Source organism: Roseovarius halophilus (ex Wu et al. 2025) (assembly GCF_047086965.1).
The window spans coordinates 1-21,357 of sequence record NZ_JBKOTX010000056.1 but is presented as its reverse complement, the minus strand read 5'-3'; the positions used below and the strand labels follow the sequence as shown (position 1 = coordinate 21,357).

The 21,357-nt window shown below is 67.4% G+C and carries 23 protein-coding genes; 13 read left to right on the top strand and 10 right to left on the bottom strand.

Translation table 11 applies throughout. The features are described 5' to 3' along the window. Positions 1-66 precede the first annotated feature (66 nt). From ACH107_RS13185 to dxs, 13 genes are all read left to right on the top strand, one after another. Complete coding sequence (locus tag ACH107_RS13185; RefSeq protein WP_412506233.1) at positions 67-942, top strand: polyprenyl synthetase family protein; 876 nt, start codon at positions 67-69, stop codon at positions 940-942. A gap of 14 nt (positions 943-956) precedes the next feature. Further along, complete coding sequence (locus ACH107_RS13180) at positions 957-2,087, top strand: methyltransferase (protein WP_412506239.1); 1,131 nt, start codon at positions 957-959, stop codon at positions 2,085-2,087. A 140-nt stretch (positions 2,088-2,227) separates the two neighbouring features. Continuing rightward, positions 2,228-3,169, top strand: a complete 942-nt coding sequence (bchC, locus tag ACH107_RS13175; RefSeq protein WP_412506232.1) for a chlorophyll synthesis pathway protein BchC — start codon at positions 2,228-2,230, stop codon at positions 3,167-3,169. Further along, on the top strand, positions 3,166-4,170 hold the full coding sequence (locus ACH107_RS13170) for a chlorophyllide a reductase iron protein subunit X (RefSeq protein ID WP_310689927.1): 1,005 nt from the start codon (positions 3,166-3,168) through the stop codon (positions 4,168-4,170). Before bchC ends, ACH107_RS13170 begins: the two co-directional genes overlap by 4 nt. A gap of 10 nt (positions 4,171-4,180) precedes the next feature. After that, on the top strand, positions 4,181-5,752 hold the full coding sequence (gene bchY, locus ACH107_RS13165; RefSeq protein WP_412506231.1) for a chlorophyllide a reductase subunit Y: 1,572 nt from the start codon (positions 4,181-4,183) through the stop codon (positions 5,750-5,752). 106 nt (positions 5,753-5,858) lie between these two features. After that, the gene (gene bchZ / locus ACH107_RS13160) at positions 5,859-7,334 is read left to right on the top strand and encodes a chlorophyllide a reductase subunit Z (RefSeq protein WP_310689929.1); all 1,476 of its coding nucleotides are present in this window, start codon (positions 5,859-5,861) and stop codon (positions 7,332-7,334) included. A 3-nt stretch (positions 7,335-7,337) separates the two neighbouring features. Beyond that, positions 7,338-7,562 (top strand): cytochrome PufQ, encoded by a 225-nt coding sequence (gene pufQ, locus ACH107_RS13155; RefSeq protein ID WP_310689930.1) that lies wholly within the window; start codon positions 7,338-7,340, stop codon positions 7,560-7,562. Between the two features lie 144 nt (positions 7,563-7,706). Further along, positions 7,707-7,856 carry a light-harvesting antenna LH1, beta subunit gene (pufB, locus tag ACH107_RS13150; protein WP_310689931.1) on the top strand — a complete coding sequence of 50 codons (150 nt, stop codon included), beginning with the start codon at positions 7,707-7,709 and terminating at the stop codon, positions 7,854-7,856. Between the two features lie 14 nt (positions 7,857-7,870). Then, positions 7,871-8,032 carry a light-harvesting antenna LH1, alpha subunit gene (gene pufA, locus ACH107_RS13145; protein ID WP_084860649.1) on the top strand — a complete coding sequence of 54 codons (162 nt, stop codon included), beginning with the start codon at positions 7,871-7,873 and terminating at the stop codon, positions 8,030-8,032. Positions 8,033-8,146: 114 nt separating this feature from the next. Continuing rightward, complete coding sequence (gene pufL, locus ACH107_RS13140; RefSeq protein WP_310689932.1) at positions 8,147-8,986, top strand: photosynthetic reaction center subunit L; 840 nt, start codon at positions 8,147-8,149, stop codon at positions 8,984-8,986. A 3-nt stretch (positions 8,987-8,989) separates the two neighbouring features. Then, on the top strand, positions 8,990-9,979 hold the full coding sequence (gene pufM, locus ACH107_RS13135) for a photosynthetic reaction center subunit M (protein WP_310689933.1): 990 nt from the start codon (positions 8,990-8,992) through the stop codon (positions 9,977-9,979). 3 nt (positions 9,980-9,982) lie between these two features. Then, the gene (gene pufC / locus ACH107_RS13130) at positions 9,983-11,107 is read left to right on the top strand and encodes a photosynthetic reaction center cytochrome PufC (protein WP_310689934.1); all 1,125 of its coding nucleotides are present in this window, start codon (positions 9,983-9,985) and stop codon (positions 11,105-11,107) included. 105 nt (positions 11,108-11,212) lie between these two features. Beyond that, the gene (gene dxs, locus ACH107_RS13125) at positions 11,213-13,144 is read left to right on the top strand and encodes a 1-deoxy-D-xylulose-5-phosphate synthase (protein WP_412506230.1); all 1,932 of its coding nucleotides are present in this window, start codon (positions 11,213-11,215) and stop codon (positions 13,142-13,144) included. A 72-nt stretch (positions 13,145-13,216) separates the two neighbouring features. Here dxs and ACH107_RS13120 read toward each other — a convergent pair whose 3' ends face one another. The 10 genes from ACH107_RS13120 to bchM all read right to left on the bottom strand — a co-directional run. Then, on the bottom strand, positions 13,217-13,720 hold the full coding sequence (locus ACH107_RS13120; protein WP_310689936.1) for a pseudoazurin: 504 nt from the start codon (positions 13,718-13,720) through the stop codon (positions 13,217-13,219). 130 nt (positions 13,721-13,850) lie between these two features. Next, positions 13,851-15,065, bottom strand: coding sequence for a 5-aminolevulinate synthase (gene hemA, locus ACH107_RS13115; RefSeq protein WP_310689937.1), 1,215 nt, complete (start codon positions 15,063-15,065; stop codon positions 13,851-13,853). After that, the gene (puhE, locus tag ACH107_RS13110) at positions 15,055-15,867 is read right to left on the bottom strand and encodes a putative photosynthetic complex assembly protein PuhE (protein WP_412506238.1); all 813 of its coding nucleotides are present in this window, start codon (positions 15,865-15,867) and stop codon (positions 15,055-15,057) included. The genes hemA and puhE overlap by 11 nt, the downstream gene beginning before the upstream one ends. Positions 15,868-15,919: 52 nt before the next feature. Continuing rightward, the gene (acsF, locus tag ACH107_RS13105) at positions 15,920-17,068 is read right to left on the bottom strand and encodes a magnesium-protoporphyrin IX monomethyl ester (oxidative) cyclase (protein ID WP_412506229.1); all 1,149 of its coding nucleotides are present in this window, start codon (positions 17,066-17,068) and stop codon (positions 15,920-15,922) included. Then, positions 17,065-17,361, bottom strand: a complete 297-nt coding sequence (locus tag ACH107_RS13100; RefSeq protein WP_084860642.1) for a hypothetical protein — start codon at positions 17,359-17,361, stop codon at positions 17,065-17,067. Before ACH107_RS13100 ends, acsF begins: the two co-directional genes overlap by 4 nt. Before the next feature lie 73 nt (positions 17,362-17,434). Continuing rightward, complete coding sequence (gene puhC, locus ACH107_RS13095; RefSeq protein ID WP_412506228.1) at positions 17,435-17,899, bottom strand: photosynthetic complex assembly protein PuhC; 465 nt, start codon at positions 17,897-17,899, stop codon at positions 17,435-17,437. A 13-nt stretch (positions 17,900-17,912) separates the two neighbouring features. Next, positions 17,913-18,557, bottom strand: a complete 645-nt coding sequence (gene puhB / locus ACH107_RS13090; RefSeq protein ID WP_412506227.1) for a photosynthetic complex putative assembly protein PuhB — start codon at positions 18,555-18,557, stop codon at positions 17,913-17,915. 16 nt (positions 18,558-18,573) lie between these two features. After that, on the bottom strand, positions 18,574-19,347 hold the full coding sequence (puhA, locus tag ACH107_RS13085) for a photosynthetic reaction center subunit H (RefSeq protein WP_310689941.1): 774 nt from the start codon (positions 19,345-19,347) through the stop codon (positions 18,574-18,576). 25 nt (positions 19,348-19,372) lie between these two features. Next, positions 19,373-20,818 carry a PucC family protein gene (locus ACH107_RS13080; protein WP_412506226.1) on the bottom strand — a complete coding sequence of 482 codons (1,446 nt, stop codon included), beginning with the start codon at positions 20,816-20,818 and terminating at the stop codon, positions 19,373-19,375. Then, positions 20,815-21,357 (bottom strand): magnesium protoporphyrin IX methyltransferase (bchM, locus tag ACH107_RS13075; RefSeq protein WP_412506225.1); only part of this gene is annotated, 543 nt, incomplete at its 5' end. The genes bchM and ACH107_RS13080, both read right to left, overlap by 4 nt.

Sequence of the window (21,357 nt, the reverse complement as noted above, 5' to 3'; positions counted from 1 at the left end):
TGTCCAGTTTAATTTACACAGCCCATGTCGCACAAAGCGGACATATGGCGGATGCAGGAGGGCGCGATGCCACTATCCCACCGGATCGAAGCCGCGCTGGACCGCGCCCTGGACCGGGCGCAGGGCGCCGCGGCCCCGCCGCGCCTGTCGGCCGCGCTGACCTATGCCACCAAGCCGGGCGGTGCGCGAATACGCCCAACCATCCTGATCTCGGTCGCCCGCGCCTGTGGCGACGATACGCCCGCGCTGACCGATGCCGCCGCCTGTGCGCTTGAATTGATGCACTGTGCCAGTCTCGTGCATGACGATTTGCCCTGTTTCGACGATGCGGACCAGCGCCGCGGCAAGCCTGCGGTCCATCGTGCCCATTCCGAACCCCTTGCGGTGCTGACCGGCGACAGCCTGATCATGCTGGCCTTCGAGGTGCTGGCCGGCGCCGGGGCGGACCACCGCGCCGAGGCACGGGCGGGGCAGCTGGTGCTGGCCCTCACCCGGCGCAGCGGGATGCCGGGCGGCATCTGCGCGGGCCAGGGCTGGGAAAGCGAGCCGCGCGTGGATCTGCACGCCTATCACATGTCCAAGACCGCCGCGCTCTTCATCGCGGCGACGGAAATGGGAGCCATTGCCGCCGGCCACGACCCCGAGGCCTGGCACGACCTTGGCGCGCTGATCGGCGAGGCCTTCCAGGTCGCCGACGACCTGCGCGACGCGGTGCTCGATGAATCAGATCTCGGCAAACCCGCCGGTCAGGACGACTTGCATGGCCGGCCCAACGCCGTGGCGCAACTGGGCGTCATGGGCGCGCGTGATCGGCTGTCGGACACGCTGGCCGGGGCGATTGCCTCGATCCCGTCCTGCCCCGGCGAGGCGGCGCTGGCTGAGATGGTGCGCCGTCAGGCCGAGGCGATCATGCCCGTCCTGCCCGCGCGCTATTCGGCCTGACACCGGTGCCTGCGCTGGATCAGGTGCCCGGCGTCCGTGGGGTTCAACTGCCCCGACGGGGCTGGTTTGCCCGCCTCGTGGCCCGGCCCGGGGCGCAGGCCTTTTTGTCCCGTCTGCCCCTTGGGGCGACCTTGGCGCGCCGCGACGGGGCCGAGATTTTCGATATTCTTCAGGGCTTTGTTGCCTCTCAGGTGCTGCTCGCCCTGGTCGAGCTGGACCTGCTCGAGGCCCTGCTGGCCAGCCCGCAACCCCCCGATGCCCTGGCCCGGCCTCGCGGCGTGGCGCCCGATCGCATGGCGGCGCTTTTGCAGGCGGGGGCGGCGCTGGGCTTGCTGCGGTGCCATCGTGACGGGCGCTACGGGCTGGCCCGGCGCGGGGCCGCGATCCTGGGTGTGCCGGGGCTTAGGGACATGATTCGCCACAATGCGGTCTTCTATCGTGACATGGCCGATCCGGTTGCCGTCCTGCGCGAGCAGGGCGAAACAGGGCTGTCGCGGTTCTGGCCCTATGTGCTGGGCGGCACCGAGGACGTACGCGCGCCCGAGGCTGCGCGCTATTCCGATCTCATGGCCCGCTCGCAGGTGTTGGTGGCCGAGGATACGCTGCGCGCGGTCTCGCTGCGCGGCGTGACGCGGCTGATGGACATCGGCGGCGGGTCGGGCGTGTTCCTCTCGGCCGCAATGACACGGTATCGCGGGTTGCGCGGCATGCTGCTGGACCTGCCAGAGGTCATCGGCCAGGCCGAATCGCGGCTGACCCGCAGCGGGCTGTCCAACCGGGTCGAGTTGTGCCCGGGCACCTTCCGCGCGGGGGCGTTGCCGGGCGGGGCGGATGCGATTTCGCTGGTGCGGGTGCTTTATGATCACGACGACGCAACGGTTGTCGATCTGCTGGCCCGCGTGCACGCCGCGCTGCCGCCGGGCGGGCGGTTGATCGTCTCGGAGCCCATGGCGGGCGATGCCCGGACGGACCGGGCCGGAGACCTCTATTTCGCCTTTTACACCATGGCCATGGGCACCGGGCGTGCCCGGTCGCCGGCGCGAATCGCGGAACTGTGCCGGGACGCCGGGTTTGACCGAGTGCGCATCTGCCGCGCGCGGCGGGGCTATGTCACGCGCGTCGTGACCTGCGCCAAGCCGCGCTGACAGGTATGACCTGTCAGTTTGGCAAATATGTAAACAAAGATTGACACATTGTGCTGTTTGGCTAGACTTACATTGAGACGCCAGTGCCAATCCCGCCGAATCTTTCGGCACACCGGCGCCACGACAGGCAGGAGGCGACCATGCAAACCCGTGCTGTCTATCTGAACGGTCCCCGCGATCTTCATTTGGACACCCTCGCGCTCAAGGCGCCGGGGGCTGGGGACGTGGTTGTCGACATCGCCCATTCCGGCATTTCCACCGGCACCGAGAAACTGTTCTGGAGCGGGGACATGCCCCCGTTCCCCGGCATGGGCTATCCGCTGGTGCCCGGCTACGAGGCTGCCGGAGAGGTGGTCGAGGCCGCCGCCGGAACCGGGTTCAAGCCCGGCGATACCGTTTTCGTGCCCGGCGCGGACTGCTTCAGCGACGCCTTCGGCTTGTTCGGCGGGTCTGCCGCGCGGCTGGTCACCCGGGCCGACCGGGTCACCCGGATCGACGCCGGCCTTGGCGCCGAGGGCGCGTTGCTGGCGCTCGCCGCCACCGCGCGCCATGCCATGGCCGGTCTGGACAAGACCGTGCCCGACCTGATCGTCGGCCATGGTGTGCTGGGCCGCCTTCTGGCGCGGCTGACCGTGGCCGCCGGGGCCCCCGCGCCCACGGTCTGGGAAACCATGCCGGCCCGCCGCGAGGGCGCCGAAGGCTACGAGGTCATCGCCCCCGAGCAGGATACACGCCGCGACTATCGCGCGATCTACGATGCCTCGGGCAATTCCGACATCCTCAATGATTTGATCGGGCGCATCGCGCGCGGCGGCGAAGTGGTGCTGGCGGGCTTTTACCCGCAGGCGCTGTCCTTCGCCTTTCCGCCCGCCTTCATAAAGGAGGCGCGCCTGCGCGTCGCCGCCGAATGGACGCCCGAGGACATGCAAGCCACCGCGGCGCTGGTCGACAGCGGCGCGCTCAGCCTCGGCGGGCTGATCACACACCGGGCAGATGCGTCCCGGGCCGACATGGCCTACCGCACCGCCTTTGAAGACCCCGCCTGCCTGAAAATGATGCTCAACTGGAAGGACGCAGCGTGAAGGACGACGTGCCCAATCTCAAGGATTTCGACCAGCGGCTGCGCGACGAGGCGCATGAAGACCTGGCCGATGTCATCAACGATGGCGAGCCCACCCAGACCACGCAGATCATCGCCATCTACGGCAAGGGCGGCATCGGCAAGAGCTTTACCCTGGCCAACCTGAGCCACATGATGGCCGAACAGGGCAAGCGCGTGCTGCTGATCGGCTGTGATCCGAAATCGGATACCACCTCGCTGCTGTTCGGCGGCAAGGCCTGCCCGACCATCATCGAGACCTCGACCAAGAAGAACCTCGCCGGCGAGCAGGTCGAGATCGGCGATGTCTGCTTCAAGCGCGGCGGCGTCTTCGCCATGGAGCTTGGTGGCCCGGAAGTCGGCCGCGGCTGTGGCGGGCGCGGCATCATCCACGGTTTCGAGCTGCTGGAGAAGCTGGGCTTTCACGACTGGGATTTCGACTACGTTCTGCTGGATTTCCTGGGCGACGTGGTCTGCGGCGGCTTTGGCCTGCCCATCGCGCGGGACATGGCGCAGAAGGTCATCCTTGTCGCCAGCAACGACCTGCAATCGCTCTATGTGGCCAACAACGTCTGCTCGGCGGTGGAATATTTCCGCAAGCTGGGCGGTAATGTGGGCGTCGCGGGCCTCGTGGTGAACAAGGACGACAATTCGGGCGAGGCCCAGGCCTTCGCCAAGGCCGTGGACATCCCCGTTCTGGCCTCGATCCCGCAGGATGACGACCTGCGCAAGAAATCCGCCAACTACCAGATCGTCGGCACCGACGAGAGCCAGTGGGGCAGCCTGTTCGCCGGGCTGGCCGAGCAGGTCTCGGACGCGCCGCCGGTTCGCCCCGCACCGCTGGACCAGGACGGCCTGCTGGATCTTTTCGACGGCTCCGATACTGGCGCCGGGGTCACGCTGGAACCGGCCACTGACGAAGACATGCGCGGCAAGTTCGCCGACGTGAAACCCTCGCTCGAAGTCGTCTACGACGACGCGTGAAAGGCCCCCGATGAGTGACGAGATCACATATGACACCGCCCACGAGGCCGACGTGATCAAGGGCAAGCCCGCCGAGGGTAGCGCCGCCGCGCCGGAAGGCATGGGCGATCCCGAGATGGGGTGTCACTCGGGCGCGGAGATGGACAAGGCCGCCCGCATGGCCGGGCAGTCGGAGATCCTGGACCGCTATGCCGAGGATTATCCCCAGGGTCCGCACGACAAGCCGCAGTCCATGTGCCCGGCCTTTGGCAGCTTGCGCGTGGGCCTGCGGATGAAGCGGGTCGCGACGGTCCTGTCCGGCTCGGCCTGCTGTGTTTACGGGCTGAGTTTCGTCAGTCACTTCTACGGTGCGCGCCGGTCGGTCGGCTATGTGCCGTTCAATTCGGAATCGCTGGTGACCGGCAAGCTCTTCGAGGATATCCGCGACAGCGTGCACGAGCTGGCCGATCCCGAACGGGTGGACGCCATCGTGGTCACCAACCTGTGCGTGCCCACGGCCAGCGGCGTGCCGCTGCGGCTGCTCCCCGACGAGATCAACGGCGTGCGCGTCGTGGGAATCGACGTGCCGGGCTTCGGTATCCCGACCCACGCCGAGGCCAAGGATGTGCTGGCCGGTGCGATGCTCAACTACGCGCGCCAGGAAGTCGAGGCGGGCCCCGTCGCCGCGCCCGAAAGCGGTGTGTCGGACCGGCCCACCGTGACCCTGCTGGGCGAGATGTTTCCCGCCGACCCGGTGGTGATCGGCCAGATGCTGGCGCCCATGGGGCTGGCTGCGGGGCCGGTTGTGCCCTGCCGCGAGTGGCGCGAACTTTACGCCGCGCTGGACTGTGGCGCGGTGGCCGCCATCCATCCCTTCTACACCGCCGCCGTGCGTGAGTTCCAGGCGGCCGGCCGCCCCGTGGTGGGCAGTGCCCCCGTGGGCCATGATGGCACAAAGGCCTGGCTTCAGGAGATCGGCACCGCCATGGGTGTGGACCCTGCGAAGATCGCCGAGGCGCAGGACGCCGTCCTGCCCGACATCAAGGCGGCGCTGGCCGCGGCGCCCATCGAGGGCACCATCACGCTGTCGGGCTACGAGGGCAGCGAGCTTCTGGTCGCGCGGCTGTTGATCGAGAGCGGCGCCGATGTGCCCTATGTCGGCACCGCCTGCGCGAAATCGCCCTGGTCCGAGGCCGATGCCGACTGGCTGCGCGCCCGCGGCGTCACGGTGAAGTTCCGGGCGTCGCTGGAAGACGACTGCGCCGCCATGGAGGGGCTGACGCCCGATCTGGCCATCGGCACCACACCGGTGGTGCAGAAGGCCAAGGAACTGGGCACCCCTGCGCTCTATTTCACCAACCTGATCTCGGCGCGGCCCCTGATGGGCCCGGCGGGCGCGGGCAGCCTGGCCGAGGTCGTCAATGCGGCCATGGCCGGCAAGGCCCGCATGGACCACATGCGCGATTTCTTCGAGGGCGTGGGCACGGGCGACACCGCCGGCGTCTGGGAGGGCGATCCGAACACCCGCCCGGATTTCCGCGCCGCCAACCTGCGCAAGCTGGAAAAGAAGGCCCGTGCCGCCAAGGCGCAGGAGATGATCTGATGCGCGGCTGTCTGACATATCGTGTTTCGGGGGCGCTGCCCCCGTCCCCGCCACGGCGGGGACTCCCCCGGGATATTTCGGGCCAGAAGAGGCACGGGGGGCTGTCATGCTGATCCAGGACCACGATAGGGCGGGCGGCTACTGGGGGGCGGTCTATGCCTTCTGCGCCGTCAAGGGCCTTCAGGTGGTCATCGACGGCCCCGTGGGCTGCGAGAACCTGCCGGTCACATCCGTGCTGCATTACACCGACGCGCTGCCGCCGCACGAGTTGCCCATCGTCGTCACCGGCCTGGGCGAGGAGGAACTGGGCCGCGAGGGCACCGAGGGCGCGATGAAACGCGCCTGGGGCACGCTCGATCCCGCATTGCCCGCGGTGGTGGTGACAGGCTCCATCGCCGAGATGATCGGCGGCGGTGTCACCCCGCAGGGCACCAACCTGCAACGGTTCCTGCCGCGCACCATCGACGAGGACCAGTGGCAGGCCGCCGACCGGGCCATGACCTGGCTGTTCACCGAGTTCGGCATGACCAAGGGCCGGATGCCGAAGGAGAAGACGCGTGAAGAGGGCGCCGCCCCGCGCGTCAATATCCTGGGGCCGATGTATGGGACCTTCAACATGCCCAGCGACCTGGCCGAGATTCGCCGCCTCGTCGAGGGTATCGGGGCCGAGGTCAACATGGTGATGCCGCTGGGCGCCCATCTGGCCGAGATGCGCGATCTGGTGAATGCCGATGTGAATATCTGCATGTATCGTGAGTTTGGCCGGGGTCTGGCGGAGGTTCTGGACAAGCCCTATTTGCAGGCGCCCATAGGGGTCGAGTCGACGACCCTGTTCCTGCGCAAGCTGGGCGAATTGCTGGGGCTTGATCCGGAACCTTTCATCGCGACCGAGAAGCACGCGACGCTAAAACCCGTCTGGGATCTCTGGCGCTCGGTCACGCAGGATTTCTTTGCCACCGCGAATTTCGGCATTGTCGCCTCGGAGACCTATGCCCGCGGCATCCGCCATTTCCTGGAAGGCGACCTGGGCCTGCCCTGCGCCTTTGCCGTGGCGCGCTGCGCGGGCACCAAGACGAACAACGAAGAGGTCCGCGCGCTGATCGCGCAGAAGCGGCCGCTGATCCTGATGGGCTCGATCAACGAGAAGATCTACCTGGCCGAGACTGGTGGCGGGCACGGGCCGCAACCGGCCTTCATTCCTGCCTCGTTCCCCGGCGCCGCGATCCGGCGCGCCACGGGCACGCCGATGATGGGCTATGCCGGGGCGACCTATCTGTTGCAGGAGGTCTGCAACGGCCTGTTCGACGCTCTGTTCCATATCCTGCCGCTGGGCAGCGAGATGGATGCAGGCACCGCCACGCCCACACCGCTGCGCCGGGATTTCCCCTGGGACGCTGACGCCAGCCGCGAGCTGGACCGCATCGTCGCCGGCCATCCCGTGCTGACCCGAATTTCCGCCGCCAAGTCCCTGCGCGACGCCGCCGAGGACAGTGCCCTGCGCCAGGGCCAGGACCGGGTGGTGCTGGAAACCGTTCAATCGCTTTCGCCCGAGACGGGCACCACGACTCTCAAGGAGGACTGACCCATGACCGACATCTCTTCGCACGTCGCGCCGCGCGCCCGCTGTGGCCGCCGCCGGAGCGCCGAATTCCATGTCTATTTCACGCTGATTTTCATCTGCGCCGTGCCCTTCGGGACCCTGCGCTGGGCGCGTGATGTGGCCCGCTGCCGCACTCTGAACCTGCGCGGCCCCCTGGCGCGCGCCTGGGCCGAAGCGGACCGCATGACGCCCTTCATTTTCTCGGCCTGACCCCCGTCCGGGGGCCGGTGATCCGGGACACGAGCTGCCTGTTCCCCTTCGGGGGGCGGACAGAAACCTGAGGGACCGTGAAGGCCCCGAAGGCACCCGGCCGCGGGGTACGCGGCGTCAGCATAACATTCCGGAGGAAAGTTCATGGCTGATAAATCCGACCTGTCCTTCACAGGTCTCAATGACGAGCAGGCCCAGGAACTGCATTCGGTGTACATGAGCGGCCTTTGGCTGTTCTCACTGATCGCGGTGGTCGCGCATATCGCGACCTTCATCTGGTTCCCCTGGTTCTGAGGAAGGGTTCATAAATGGCAAAGTTCTACAAGATCTGGCTCATCTTTGACCCCCGTCGCGTTTTCGTGGCGCAGGGCGTCTTCCTGTTCCTGCTCGCGGCGATGATCCACCTCGTGCTTCTGAGCACCGACGGTTTCAACTGGTTTGAAATCGCGGCCGAGAAGTACGGGCGGTGATCGCCTGGCAAGACTGATGCCGCGGGCGGGTGCGCTCGCCCGCGGTGACCATCAAGAATTCTTCGGTCCGTCGCGGCAGACCCCGACAGGCCACAACACGCGGAGACGACGAAAATGGCCTTGCTCAGTTTCGAAAGAAAATACCGGGTCCGCGGGGGGACGCTGATCGGCGGTGATCTGTTCGACTTCTGGGTCGGACCCTTCTACGTCGGCTTCTTCGGGGTCACGACGGCCTTTTTCGCCCTGCTCGGAACCATCCTGATATTCTGGGGAGCCTCGCAACAGGGGACCTTCAATCCCTGGCTCATCAACATCGCGCCGCCTGATCTGAGCTACGGTCTGGGCATGGCGCCGCTCATGGAGGGCGGCCTGTGGCAGATCATCACGATCTGCGCGCTGGGGGCCTTCATCAGCTGGGCGCTGCGCGAGGTCGAGATCTGCCGCAAGCTGGGCATGGGCTATCATGTGCCCGTCGCCTTCAGCTTTGCCATCTTCGCCTATGCCACGCTGGTCGTTTTTCGGCCGCTGCTGATGGGCGCCTGGGGGCACGGCTTTCCCTACGGCATCTTCAGTCACCTCGACTGGGTCTCGAACACCGGCTACGCCTACCTGCATTTCCACTACAACCCGGCGCATATGCTGGCGGTGACCTTCTTTTTCACCACCACGCTGGCGCTTGCTCTGCACGGCGGGCTGATCCTCTCGGCGGCGAACCCCGAGAAGGGCGAAGAGATGAAGACGCCCGATCACGAGGACACCTTCTTTCGCGACTTCATCGGCTATTCCGTGGGCACGTTGGGCATTCACCGGGTCGGGCTTCTGCTCGCGCTGAACGCCGGGTTCTGGTCCGCGATCTGTATCATCATCAGCGGCCCGGTCTGGACCAAGGGCTGGCCCGAATGGTGGAACTGGTGGCTCGAGGCGCCGATCTGGCCCTCTCAGGTGGGGATGTAAACCATGGCCGAGTATCAGAACATATTCACGCAAGTGCAGGTCCAGGGGACGCCCGAGATGGGCCTGGACGACACCGGCGGCCGGCTGATGGCCGAACGCGCCGGCACGCCCTTCTACTCGAAGCTGTTGGGCCTGTTCGGCAACGCCCAGGTGGGGCCGATCAACCTCGGCATGCTGGGGCTGATCAGCCTGGCCACCGGCCTTTTGTGGTTCACCATCGTGGGCTTCAACATGCTGGCGCAGGTGGGATGGTCGATCCCGGAATTCCTGCGCCAGGGCTTCTGGCTGGCGCTTGAACCGCCCAGCCCGGAACATGGCCTGTCGATCCCGCCGCTCAACGACGGGGGCTGGTACATCATCAGTTCGTTCTTCCTGCTTATCTCGGTGCTGGCCTGGTGGGCGCGCTCCTATCAACTGGCGGCCAGTCACAAGATGGGCAAGCATGTCTTCTGGGCCTTCGGCTCGGCGATCTGGCTGTTCCTGGTGCTGGGGCTGTTCCGCCCGGTGCTCATGGGCTCCTGGTCCGAGGCGGTGCCCTATGGCATCTTCCCGCACCTCGACTGGACCACCGCCTTCTCGATCCGCTACGGCAACCTCTACTACAACCCGTTCCACTGCCTGAGCATCGTGTTCCTCTATGGGTCGGTCCTGCTCTTCGCGATGCACGGGGCGACGATCCTGGCCGTGACCCGATTCGGCGGAGACCGCGAGCTGGAACAGATCGTGGATCGTGGCACGGCCAGCGAACGGGCCGCGCTGTTCTGGCGCTGGACCATGGGCTTCAACGCCACGATGGAGGGCATTCACCGCTGGGCCTGGTGGTTTGCGGTGCTGACCCCGATCACGGGCGGAATCGGCATCCTGCTGACCGGCACGGTCGTCGACAACTGGTTCATCTGGGCGCAGGAACACAACTTCGCGCCGATGTATGACGGATCTTACGGCTACGAGGCCTATGGGTCTTACGAAGGCTTCATCGGGCAGGAGGAATGACCCATGTTTCCCAAGTGGTATGACAAGTGGAACCGGGACAATCCCGTCAATATCTACGGCCCCGCGGTGCTGATCGGGGTGATCGGCGCCGCGGTCTTCACCGCCTCGATGCTGGTGGCCTTCGGCAACCCGGTGCCCACCAACAGCCTGCAGACGGGCCCGCGCGGCACGGGCATGTCCGTGCCCGAGTTCCAGGCCGACCTGTCCGAGCCTGACCCGGACATCGCGCTCTTGATCGAGGACCCGCCGTTCCTGCCCGAACCGGGCGAGGCGCTGGCGGGGGATGTTTACGAAAACGTGCAGGTTCTGGGCGATCTGACCGATGCCAACTTCAATCGGCTGATGTCGGCGATCACCCGCTGGGTCGCCCCGGACGAGGGCTGCGCCTACTGCCATGGGGATGGCGGGCTGGAAACCTACGCCGAGGACACCCTCTATACCAAGGTCGTCGCGCGCCGGATGATCCAGATGACCCAGAACCTCAACGAGAACTGGGCCGGGCACGTCAATGCCAACAAGGAGGTCGGCGTCACCTGCATGACCTGCCACCGTGGCGAGAACGTGCCCAGCGACATCTGGTTCACCATGGGCGATGTCAACGACTCCGCCGAAGGCTGGTCGGCCAACCAGAACCGGTCGACGGCACAGTCGCAATCGACCTCGCTGCCCTCGGATGCGCTGGAGACCTACCTGCTCGACGGCGAGATCATCGGCGTTCACGACCTGGCGTCGCGGGTCGAGGGCAGTCCTGCGGACCCGGGCATCCCGGCCATCCAGAACGCCGAGCGGACCTATTCGCTGATGAACTACGTCAGCAACTCGCTGGGGGTGAACTGCGTGTTCTGCCACAACAGCCGCGCCTTCTACGACGGGGCGCAGGTGACGCCGCAATGGGCCACCGAGAGCCTCGGTATCCAGATGGTGCTGGAGATGAACAACGACTACCTGGTGCCGCTGCGGGATGAATACCCTGCCGAACGGCTGGGCCCGGCGCATCAGGACGCACCCAAGGCTGCCTGCAAGACCTGCCACAAGGGCTATCAGCAACCCTTGCAGGGCACCAATGTCATCGCCGACTGGCCCGAACTCGCCACAACGGGCGCTCCGGTCTACGACGACGCCGACTAGGGATGTCGGGGGCGGCGGCCCGGTCGCCGCCCCCGGACGGACATCGCGCCGCCCGCCCAGGGGCATGGCCGCGCGGTGCCGTCATCACCGCGACAGGGGGGAGCCATGCGCGACGACAGACCTCAAACACCGCTTCTGGACCGGGTGGCCGGGCCATCCGACCTGCGCCAGTTTCCCGATGCCAAGCTGGCCCGGCTCGCCACGGAGCTGCGCTCAGAGGTGATCTCGGCCGTCTCCGAGACCGGCGGGCATCTCGGCTCCTCGCTGGGTGTGGTGGAGTTGAGCGTGGCGATCCACGCCGTCTTCGACACCCCCCGCGACAAGCTGGTCTGGGACGTGGGCCACCAGTGCTATCCGCACAAGATCCTGACCGGGCGGCGCGACCGCATCCGCACCCTGCGCCAGAAGGACGGCCTGTCAGGCTTTACCAAGCGAAGCGAGTCCCTGCATGACCCCTTCGGTGCGGCGCATTCTAGCACCTCGATCAGCGCGGCGCTGGGCTTTGCCGTGGGCCGCGACATGGGCCAGCCGACAGGGGATTCCATCGCCGTGATCGGCGACGGGGCGATCAGCGCCGGTATGGCCTACGAGGCGATGAACAACGCGGGGCACGAGGGGCGGCGCCTTTTCGTGATCCTCAACGACAACGAGATGTCCATCGCGCCGCCCGTGGGGGCGATGTCGTCCTACCTCAGCCGGATGTATGCCAGCGAGCCGCTGGCGCGGGTGCGGTCCATGGCCGAGGGGGTCGAGTCCGCCATGCCCGCCCCCATGCGCGAGGGGGCAAAGCGCGCGCGCCAGATGGTCACCGGGCTGACCGGCAGTGGAACGCTCTTCGAGGAGCTGGGCTTCGACTACATCGGCCCCATCGACGGGCACGACATGGACCAGCTGCTGCCGGTGCTGCGCGCCGCGCGGGCGCGGGCGACCGGGCCGGTGCTGATCCATTGCTGCACGGTCAAGGGCAAGGGCTATGGCCCCGCCGAGGACGCCGCCGACTGCGGCCACGGCGTGGCGAAATTCGACCCCGCCACCGGGGCGCAGGCCAAGAAGGCCGCTGGCGCGCCGTCCTACACCTCGGTCTTCGGAAACGCGCTTACCGACGCGGCCACGCGCGACGACCGCGTGGTTGCCGTCACCGCGGCGATGCCGGACGGCACGGGAGTGGCGAAGATGGCCGAGCGCTTTCCGGCCCGGGTCTTTGATGTCGGCATCGCCGAACAGCACGGTGTGACCTTCGCCGCCGGCATGGCGGCCAGCGGGCTGAAACCCTTCTGCGCGATCTATTCGACCTTCCTGCAGCGTGCCTATGACCAGGTGGTCCATGACGTGGCCATCCAGGGCCTGCCGGTGCGCTTTGCCATCGACCGCGCCGGGCTGGTGGGCGCCGACGGGGCGACCCATGCCGGGGCCTTCGACGTCGGCTACCTGTCCAGCCTGCCGGGCTTGACCGTCATGGCGGCCGCGGACGAGGCCGAGCTTGTCCACATGGTGGCCACCGCCGCCGCGCATGAAGGCGGCCCGATCGCCTTTCGCTATCCGCGCGGGTCGGGTACCGGCGTGGCGCTGCCCGAACGGGGCGAGGTGCTTGAGATCGGCAAGGGCCGATTGATCCGGCAGGGCGAAGAGGTCGCGATCCTGTCTTTCGGGGCCCACTTGGGAGAGTGCCTGAAAGCCGCCGATGCGCTGGCGGAGGACGGGATCGGCGCGACCGTGGCCGATGCGCGCTTTGCCAAGCCGCTGGACGGCGACCTTGTCGAAACGCTGGCGCGCGATCACCGGGTTCTGGTGACGGTCGAGCAGGGGGCCGAGGGCGGTTTCGGATCGGTCGTCATGCATGAACTGGCCCGGCGGGGCTGTTTCGACCGGGGCCTTGCGATCCGCAATATCTGCCTGCCGGATCGTTTCATCGACCAGGCCAGCCCGGCCGAGATGTATGCCGAGGCGGGCATGACCGCCGGGGATATCGCCGACCGTGTCCGTGGCGCGCTGGGCATCGGGGCACCGGCGCTCTCGCTGGTGGGCCGATCCGTCTGACATCCCCGCACATGAAAAAGCCCGGGGCGCTGATGCGCTCCGGGCCGTCGCGTGCCGGATTTTGGGTCTGGCTCAGGCGTTTTCCTCGGCCAGCATCTCCTCGGCGCGGGCGAAGATTTCGTCGTAACGCTTCTTTTCCTGGCCGCGGGTCTGGGCCTGGCGGGCCTCTTCGAAGTTTACCGAGGCATCGCCCACGAGCACCAGCCCGACCATGCCGAGGCCACGGTGGGGCAGGCAGAAATAGCCATAAGTGCCCTCGGTCTCAAGTGTGACTTCGACGTCCTGGTTGACGCGGCCGCGCCATTCCTCGCCGCCCTCGGGCATCATATCGGGGTTCACCTGGCTGTTGTGGCCCGGGTCCTCGGATACGAAGCGGATGGTGTCGCCGGGTTCGGCGCGCACGATGTCGGGGACGAAGACCATGCGCTCGGACCGGTCATCGGGATGGGAGTTGAGCATCAGCACCTCGTGCACCGTGCCCCCGCCATGGCTTTCGGCGCGGGCCGACAATCCGGCCATGCTGCCGGCCGCTGTGGCCGACATGAGTGCGAGCGTCTTGCGTCGTGTGAATTTCATGATTTGTTTCCTTTTTCGCCGTTACACGGCTCCGCCCGCCCGGGCGTAACCGTCGCTTGAGGGGGGTCGGACGATCCCCTGAAACATAGTGCAAGATGTATGGTTGCCGCGCCGCGTCAAGGGGAACCTGTCAGGCCACCGCGTGGGCAAGGGCGCATTGCTTCCACAATGTCGTGAGCGCTTCGACCAGATGCACCAGGTCGGCGTCGCTGTGCAGCGGGCCGGGTGTGAAGCGCAGCCGTTCGGTGCCTTTGGGCACGGTCGGATAGTTGATCGGCTGCACGTAGATGCCGAAATCGCGCATCAGGATATCCGCCAGCATCCGGCACTTGACCGGGTCCTTGATCATCACCGGGATGATATGGCTGTCGTTGTGCAGGTGCGGGATGCCCTGCTTGTCGAGCATCTCGCGCAGCCGGGCCACTTGCCGGCGCTGCTGGTCGCGCTCGACCTGCGAGGTTTTCAGATGCGCGATCGAGGCCTGCGCGGCCGCCGCGATGGCGGGCGGCAGGGCGGTGGTGAAGATGAAGCCGCTGGCAAAGGACCGGATGAAGTCGCACAGCGCCGCCGAGCCGGTGACATAGCCCCCCATGCAGCCAAAGGCCTTGCCCAGCGTGCCCTCGATCAGGGTGATGCGGTGGGCGAGACCGCGCGCCTCGGAGATGCCGCCGCCGCGGGCGCCGTAAAGGCCCACCGCGTGCACCTCGTCGAGATAGGTCATGGCGCCGTGCTTCTCGGCCACCTCGATGATCTCTTCCATGGGGCAGACGTCGCCATCCATGGAATAGACGCTCTCGAAGGCGACGATCTTGGGCGCATTGGCCGGCAGGGCGGACAGCTTGGCGTCCAGGTCCTGCGGGTCGTTGTGCTTCCAGATCACCTTTTGCGCCCGCGAATGGCGGATGCCCTCGATCATGGAGGCGTGGTTGCCCGCGTCCGACAGGATCACCGCGTCGGGCAGGCGCGACCCAAGCGTCGAGAGCGCGGCCCAGTTCGAGACGTAGCCGCTGGTGAACAGCAGCGCCGCCTCCTTGCCGTGCAGGTCGGCCAACTCGGCCTCCAGCGCGACGTGGTGGCGGTTGGTGCCCGAGATGTTGCGGGTGCCGCCCGCGCCGGTGCCGCATTGGTCCACGGTATCCTTCATGGCCTGGCGCACGACCGGGTGCTGGCCCATGCCGAGGTAGTCGTTGGAACACCACACGGTGACCTCGTCGGGGGCCTCGGCGTCATGGCTGCGCGCGCGGGGAAAGGCCCCGCACTGGCGTTCGAGTTCTGCGAAGACGCGGTAATTCCCATCGTCTTTCAAACGGTCCAGCTGCGCGGAAAACATCGCGTCAAAATCCATGGGGTCCCTCCGATCTTATCGTTTTGGTTGGTGTCTTGGGCGCGGGCAGCATCCAGCGCCAGAGCTTCGCATCCGGCAGCGGCAGCACCATGAGCCAGTGCTCCAGCGCGGCCAGCAGGGTCAGTGCGGTCAGCAGGGCAAAGCCCACGGCCGCGCCCGGGGTGGGGGCGGCCAGCAGCCGCTCGATCCAGCAGGCGCTGGCCCAGGTCAGCGCGGTGATCGAAATGGGAAAGACCCAGTTGAGCCGCGAGATCCGGAAATGGCTGGTCAGGTGGGCCAGCGCCTCGGGGATGAACTCGGTATTGATCCGGGGCACGCCGAAATAGAGGTTCAGCTTGGCCGAGACCCGCGCGAAATAGAGCGTCGTGAAGATCCACGGCGCGACGATATTGGCTGCGCCGAAGCCCGCGATCCAGATCCCGGCCAGCACCGCGGTCAGCAGCACCTCGTGATGGGCGATCGTGCCCCAGGCCCGAAGGAAGCGTTCCCATTCAGGCAGGCGCTCGGGGCAGGGGCGCAGGTTGGGGCCGGTGATCGCGCCGGTCAGGAAGGCCAGTTCGATCCAGCCCCAGAGCGCCAGGGCCGAGAGGAAGGCCCCGTAGGCCGCCGCCGGCCCGGTCTGGTCCAGCGTGACCCAAAAGCCCCAAGCACCCAGCACCGGCACCGGCAAGGCCCCCCAGGTCAGCGTGCGGCGGGCCACGGCGCCGGACCTGTCGGCCCGGCGCACCACCAGCAGGATGATCCCGGTGGAAAACCACCACAGGAACAGCGCGACGCCGGCGGCGATCCAGGGGTTGGCCATCATGGCGCCCCCCCCGGGCCTGCCTGGCCGCGATATGTCCCCCCGGCGCCCATCAGTAGGCGGGCTGCAGCCGCGGGCTGTCGGGCACGTCGTGCCGCTTGGCCGGGATGAAGTAGAGCCGGGCAAAGGCCGTGGCCGCACGCGCCTGGGCCGTCAGCCGCTGCAGCCCGCCCATAAGCCCGCCGCGCTTGCGCGCGGCGTCCAGGTCGGCATTAGCCCGCTGCAGGCGTTCCAGGCCCGCCTGCCAGCGCGGATTCTGGATATCCAGCGTGATCGGGAAGACCTGCTTTGAGATCTCGGAGGTCTTGGTGAAAACCTCCTGCGCGTACCAGTCGGGATCGACGCCAAGGGCCTTGTGAAAGGCCGGGCGCTGGTGGTCGCGGACATACATCGTGGCAAAGACCGCCGTCAGGAAGAACTTGATCCAGTACACGTTGCGCCCGCTGGTGATCTTGGGGTCCGTGCGCATCAGCAGCGCGAAGGCCTCGCCGTGGCTGAACTCGTCGTTGCACCATTCGCGGAACCACTTGAACAGCGGGTGAAAGCGGTGCTCGGGGTGTTCTTCGAGGTGCCGGAAGATGGTGATGTAGCGGGCATAGCCGATCTTTTCCGACAGGTAAGTGGCGTAGTAAATGAACTTGGGCCGGAAGTAGGTGTATTTCTTCTTCTGCGTCAGAAAGCCGAGGTTCACCGCCACGCCCGCCTCGCGCAGGGCGTCGTTGATGAAGCCCGCGTGCCGCGCCTCGTCGCGCGCCATCAGCTGGAACAGCTGCGTGACGTCGGGGTTGGTGCCGCGCCGCTTCATTTCCTTGTAGAGCACGCAGCCCGAGAACTCGGCGGTGCAGGACGAGATCAGGAAGTCGATGAATTCCTTGCGCAGGGCGGGGTCCATACCCTCCCAGTCGACATGGTCCCACTCCTCGTTCTTCTTGAAGTGGCCCTTGTTGGGGTCGGCCACCATCTGCGCGATCAGCTTGTCCCAGTCGGCGCGCACGGGGCTCACGTCGATCGCGTCAAGCTCGTCGAAATCGGTGGTGTAGAAGCGCGGCGTCAGCAGGGTGTTCGACATGGCCGCCTCGGTGGCCGCGGTGCTGTCGAACTTCGCCTGTTCCTGCTGGATAGCGATGCCTTCCTCGGCGGTTTTCGCATCTGCGCTGTGAGTCGCGCCAGAGGAGCGCGTCTGCGAGTCCTGGACGTTCATAGCGTCACCTCCTCGGAGAAGGAAAATTCGCAAAGCTCCATGACCTCGAAATCGCCGGTCAGGCGGGTCCAGAGCCGTTCCAGCCCGCTGGCGCGCACGATGGTCGCCTCGCGGTCCTCGGTGACGATCTCGCCGAAGGGCGCCATGATCTCGGGGCCGTGCACCTTCACCTCGTCGCCCGGATAGACGGTGGCGCCGTTGTTGAACCGCAGATGCGCGTGAAGCGATTCGAACTTGTGGCTGATCTCCACCGTGCAGGGGGCACGTTCAATTTCCCTGGTAAGCCATCCCATTCTTGGCCTCCTTTTCCCTGTTGGCGCATGTCCGTTGTCCCGGGCGGGGTCCCGCCCTCCCGGGTGACATGCCTCATTGCGCCAGAAGCCATGCAAAGGCCCCGGCATTGTCCGCGCCGAACCCCATCAGGTCGGCGCTCCAGCCCGTTGACGGGTCGTGGATGGTGAGGCGGCCCGTGTCGTGCCGCCTGAGCGTGACAGGGCCGTCGAGGGCGACCCGGTGTTTCGTGCGTTCGCGTTCGATGACCCGCATCACCCCGGACACGAATCCGCCCTGGTCCGGCCCCAGATCGGCGATCAGGGCGCCATCGGGCCCGCGCACCGTAACCGCCCCGGACATGTCGCCGGTCATGAGCAATTCGCGCGATTGCACCACGTCCCCCTCGGGCGGCGTGGCGATCAGCGGCCGGTCGGTCAGCCGGGCCAGGGTCACAATCACCAGCACCGCCATGACCAGGCCGAACATGGCCCGGACCATGGTGCGGGGGATCAGGTCCTTGTTGTGGATGGCGGGGGGATGGGTTTCTGTCTGGGTCATCTCTTGCACCTGCTTACTCGGCGGCCACTTGCGCGGGCCGTGGCGTTTCGGTCCGGGCCAGTTGAGGCGTGTTCACGCGCGCCTCGGCGGCCTCGGCCAGCAGCCCGGCCACTTTGTCGGCCTCGGGGATGCAGCGCAGGGCGGGCTGCGGGTGGCGGATGTGCCAGGGCCGCACATGCGGCCAGCAGACCAGGTAGCTCAGCTTGGTGTCGCCCAGCAACTCCAGTGCGATGGTGCCGGTGCCGCCCCGGCGCGTGGTCAGATCGGCGCGGGCGATCTGCGTGAAGGGCAGGTTCAGCGTCACCGTCAGGGCCGCGCCGATGCGCATGGCCACCCGCCGGTTGGTGATGGTGTAGACCGTGCTGCGCGCCTGCACGACACCGATCAGCAGCAGCAGCGCCGCCGCGATCCCGCCCAGGATCAGGAACGGAAAGGAGGCCGCGAAAGCACTGGCCAGGCTGACCTGGTCCACCAGCATCCCGAAACGCCAGAGCGCCAGCGCGACGAAATAGGCCGCGACCCAGCCCAGGTTGAGCGAGTCCCGCGTCAGCGCCCACCAGTCGGGGCGTCCCTGCCAAAGGATGTGCTCGCCCTCGGGCGGGGTCTCGGGCAGGCCCTTGACGGGTTCGGTTGCGAAATCGTCGTGCTGGGAACTCATGGCAGCCTCTCCTTGTTCAGCCCAGTTGGGGCTCTTGACGGGCCTGCGAGGCATAGAGCGTGCCGCCGGCGTAGTAGCCGCAGATCTTCTCTTCCTCGAGCATGGTTACCTGGTTGGGCGAGGCGTTCTGCGGCACGCCCGCAAAGTGCTGCCCGAAGATCGAGCGCACCTTGACCTCGCTCGATTTGATCCGGGCCATGGTCAGCGGGATCAGGCGCTTGCCGCCGCCGTGGTCGGCGTCGAGTTCCACCTCGATGTAGCGCACCAGCTGCTCGGGCTCGTCGATCCACATGTCGGTGATGGCGCCGACGACCTCGTTGTCGCCCGCGACCACCGGCAGCCCGCGCGGATCACGCCCGGCGGCCACGTTGAAATGATCGGTGGCGGCCATGGGCACGATCTTGGGATGGCCGTGGCCGTCAAGCTCGGGGATGTCGCGCCGCGGCGCCCAGGAGGCCGGGCCGACGCCGTCGACCATGGGATCGCCCGTCGGCTCCAGCGGAAAGCCGTTGGTCGCAGAGGTCTTCTCCAGCGCCAGGTCGCTGCGCTCGGGGGTCTGGCCCGAGGGCACGGTGACCGCGCCGCGGCCATGGGGCAGGGTGAAGGTCTTGTCGCGCGGCAGCGGGAACAGCCCCTCGTTGGACGAGGGGGTGCCCGCGTCGTCCTCCAGCGGGTAGCCCTCGCGCATGTTCTCGCGCTGGATGTAGACGATCAGCGCGGCGAAGAAGATCCAGAACAGCCAGAGCGATACGCTGGCCAGGTCCACTTGTCCGAAGAATGTTTCCGTCATGTCCGTGTCCTTTCAAAGGCGGGTCTCATGTGGGGAAGTCGGCCAGGCCGAGGCGGGCCGTCTTCTGTTTGGGGCTCTGTGGGCGCCGGGGCGCGTGCCGCACCAGCGGTCCGAGCGCGGCAAGTGTCAGGAACAGCAGGCCGATCTCGAGGTGATAGACGAAGGAATAGCCGGTCGCGGCCGTGTTGAGCGCCTCGCCCAGCGCGCCGGAGGTCGCCAGTCCGCCGATCCAGTCGCGCAGCCCGCCGCCAAGCGCGATCGACAGCCCGGCCGCCGTGGCCTGGGCCGCGCCCCACGCGCCAAGCGCCAGGCCATGGCCGGCCTTGCCCGTCGCGGGCATGGTCATGGCCGCCGTCAGCGTGGCCACGGCAAACAATCCGCTGCCCAGTCCGATCAGCGCGGCCCCGGCAAAGAACATCACGCCCGAATCCATCGGGGCGGCGAAAATGACCACGGAAAAGGCCGCGACCCCTGCCAGCAATCCAAGGGCTGCGATGCGGTAGGTGCAACTGCCCCGCGCCAGCATCCGTCCGGCCCCGACAAAGCCAAGCAGCGCACCGGCCGCCCAGACCGCCGTCAGCACCGTGGTCGCCGAGACCGAGAGGTCCAGGATCTCGCCGCCGTAGGGTTCCAGCAGCACGTCCTGCATGTTGAAGGCCATGGTGCCCAGAAAGACCACGGCTAGCAGCCGCCCGGCCTGCCCGCCCGCGGCCAGGTCGGCCCAGGCGGCGCGGAAACGGGGGCGCGGCGCGGCGCGCTCCTCGCGGCTCATCGGCGTGACCTTTTCCTGTTTCCACAGGGCGACCAGGTTCAGCACGATGCCGACCACCGCGGCGCCCTGGACCACGCGGATCAGCGTGAAGGGCGTGAAATCGCGCAGCAGCCAGCCGATGATCAGTGCCGAGGCGCCCATGCCCAGCAGGAACATCACATAGAGCAGGGCCACGACCCGTGGCCGCGTCGCGTCATCCGCACGGTCGGTGGCCAGGGCCAGGCCGGCGGTCTGGGTCATGTGCAGGCCCAGGCCGGTCATCAGGAAGGCCAGCGCGGCCAGCACCTCGCCTGCCCAGGTCGGGCCGACGACCTGCTGGCCCGAAAGCACAAGCAGCGCGAAGGGCATCACCGCAAGCCCGCCCATTTGCCAAAGCGAGCCGAACCACAGGTAGGGGATGCGCTTCCAGCCGATGGCGCTGCGGTGCGTGTCCGAGCGAAAGCCCAGCAGCGCCCGGAAGGGCGCGATCAGCACCGGCAGCGCGATCATCACGGCGACGATCACCGCCGGAACCGAAAGTTCCACGATCATCACGCGGTTGAGCGTGCCCAGCAGCATCACCGTCGCCATCCCCACCGAGACCTGGAACAGCGACAGCCGCAGCAGCTGGCCCATGGGCAGACCCGCGCTGGCCGCATCCGCGAAGGGCAGCCAGCGCGTGGTCAGCGCCATCAGGGGAGAGCCACGGCGCGGGCTCATGGCGTCAGCTCCAGCGCTTGAGAGATGTAGAAGCCCGAACTGATCCGGTCGAGCCGGGTCAGCCGGCCCGGCGCCTCGGCCCGGTACAGGGCCCTGCGCAGCGCGGTGGGCGCATGGGGAATCATGGTGGGCGAGCGGTCGGCGCGCGGGAACATCCGGCCCGCGTGCCACATGGCCATCAGCAACGGGGTACGGGGGGCCACGGTGAAGAGGATCTCGCCGCGGGTGCGGCGGCCCAGCGCGCCCAGCGCGCGGGCGATGTCGTGACGGTCGTAGTAGATCAGGCTGTCCATGGCCATGACGTGATCGAAACTGCCAAGCTCTTCGGCCAGCATGTCGCCGGCGCGGAAATCCACGCGGCCCGGCAGGGCCTTGGGCAGGCGGGCCTCGGCGATGCCCACCAGTGCGGGCGAAATATCCACGGCGACCACCTCGGCTCCGCGCGCGGCCAGTTCGGCCGTCATCTGCCCGGTGCCGCAGCCGGCATCGAGCACCCGCGCGCCGCGCAGATCCTCCGGCAGGCGGCCCAGCATCTGCGC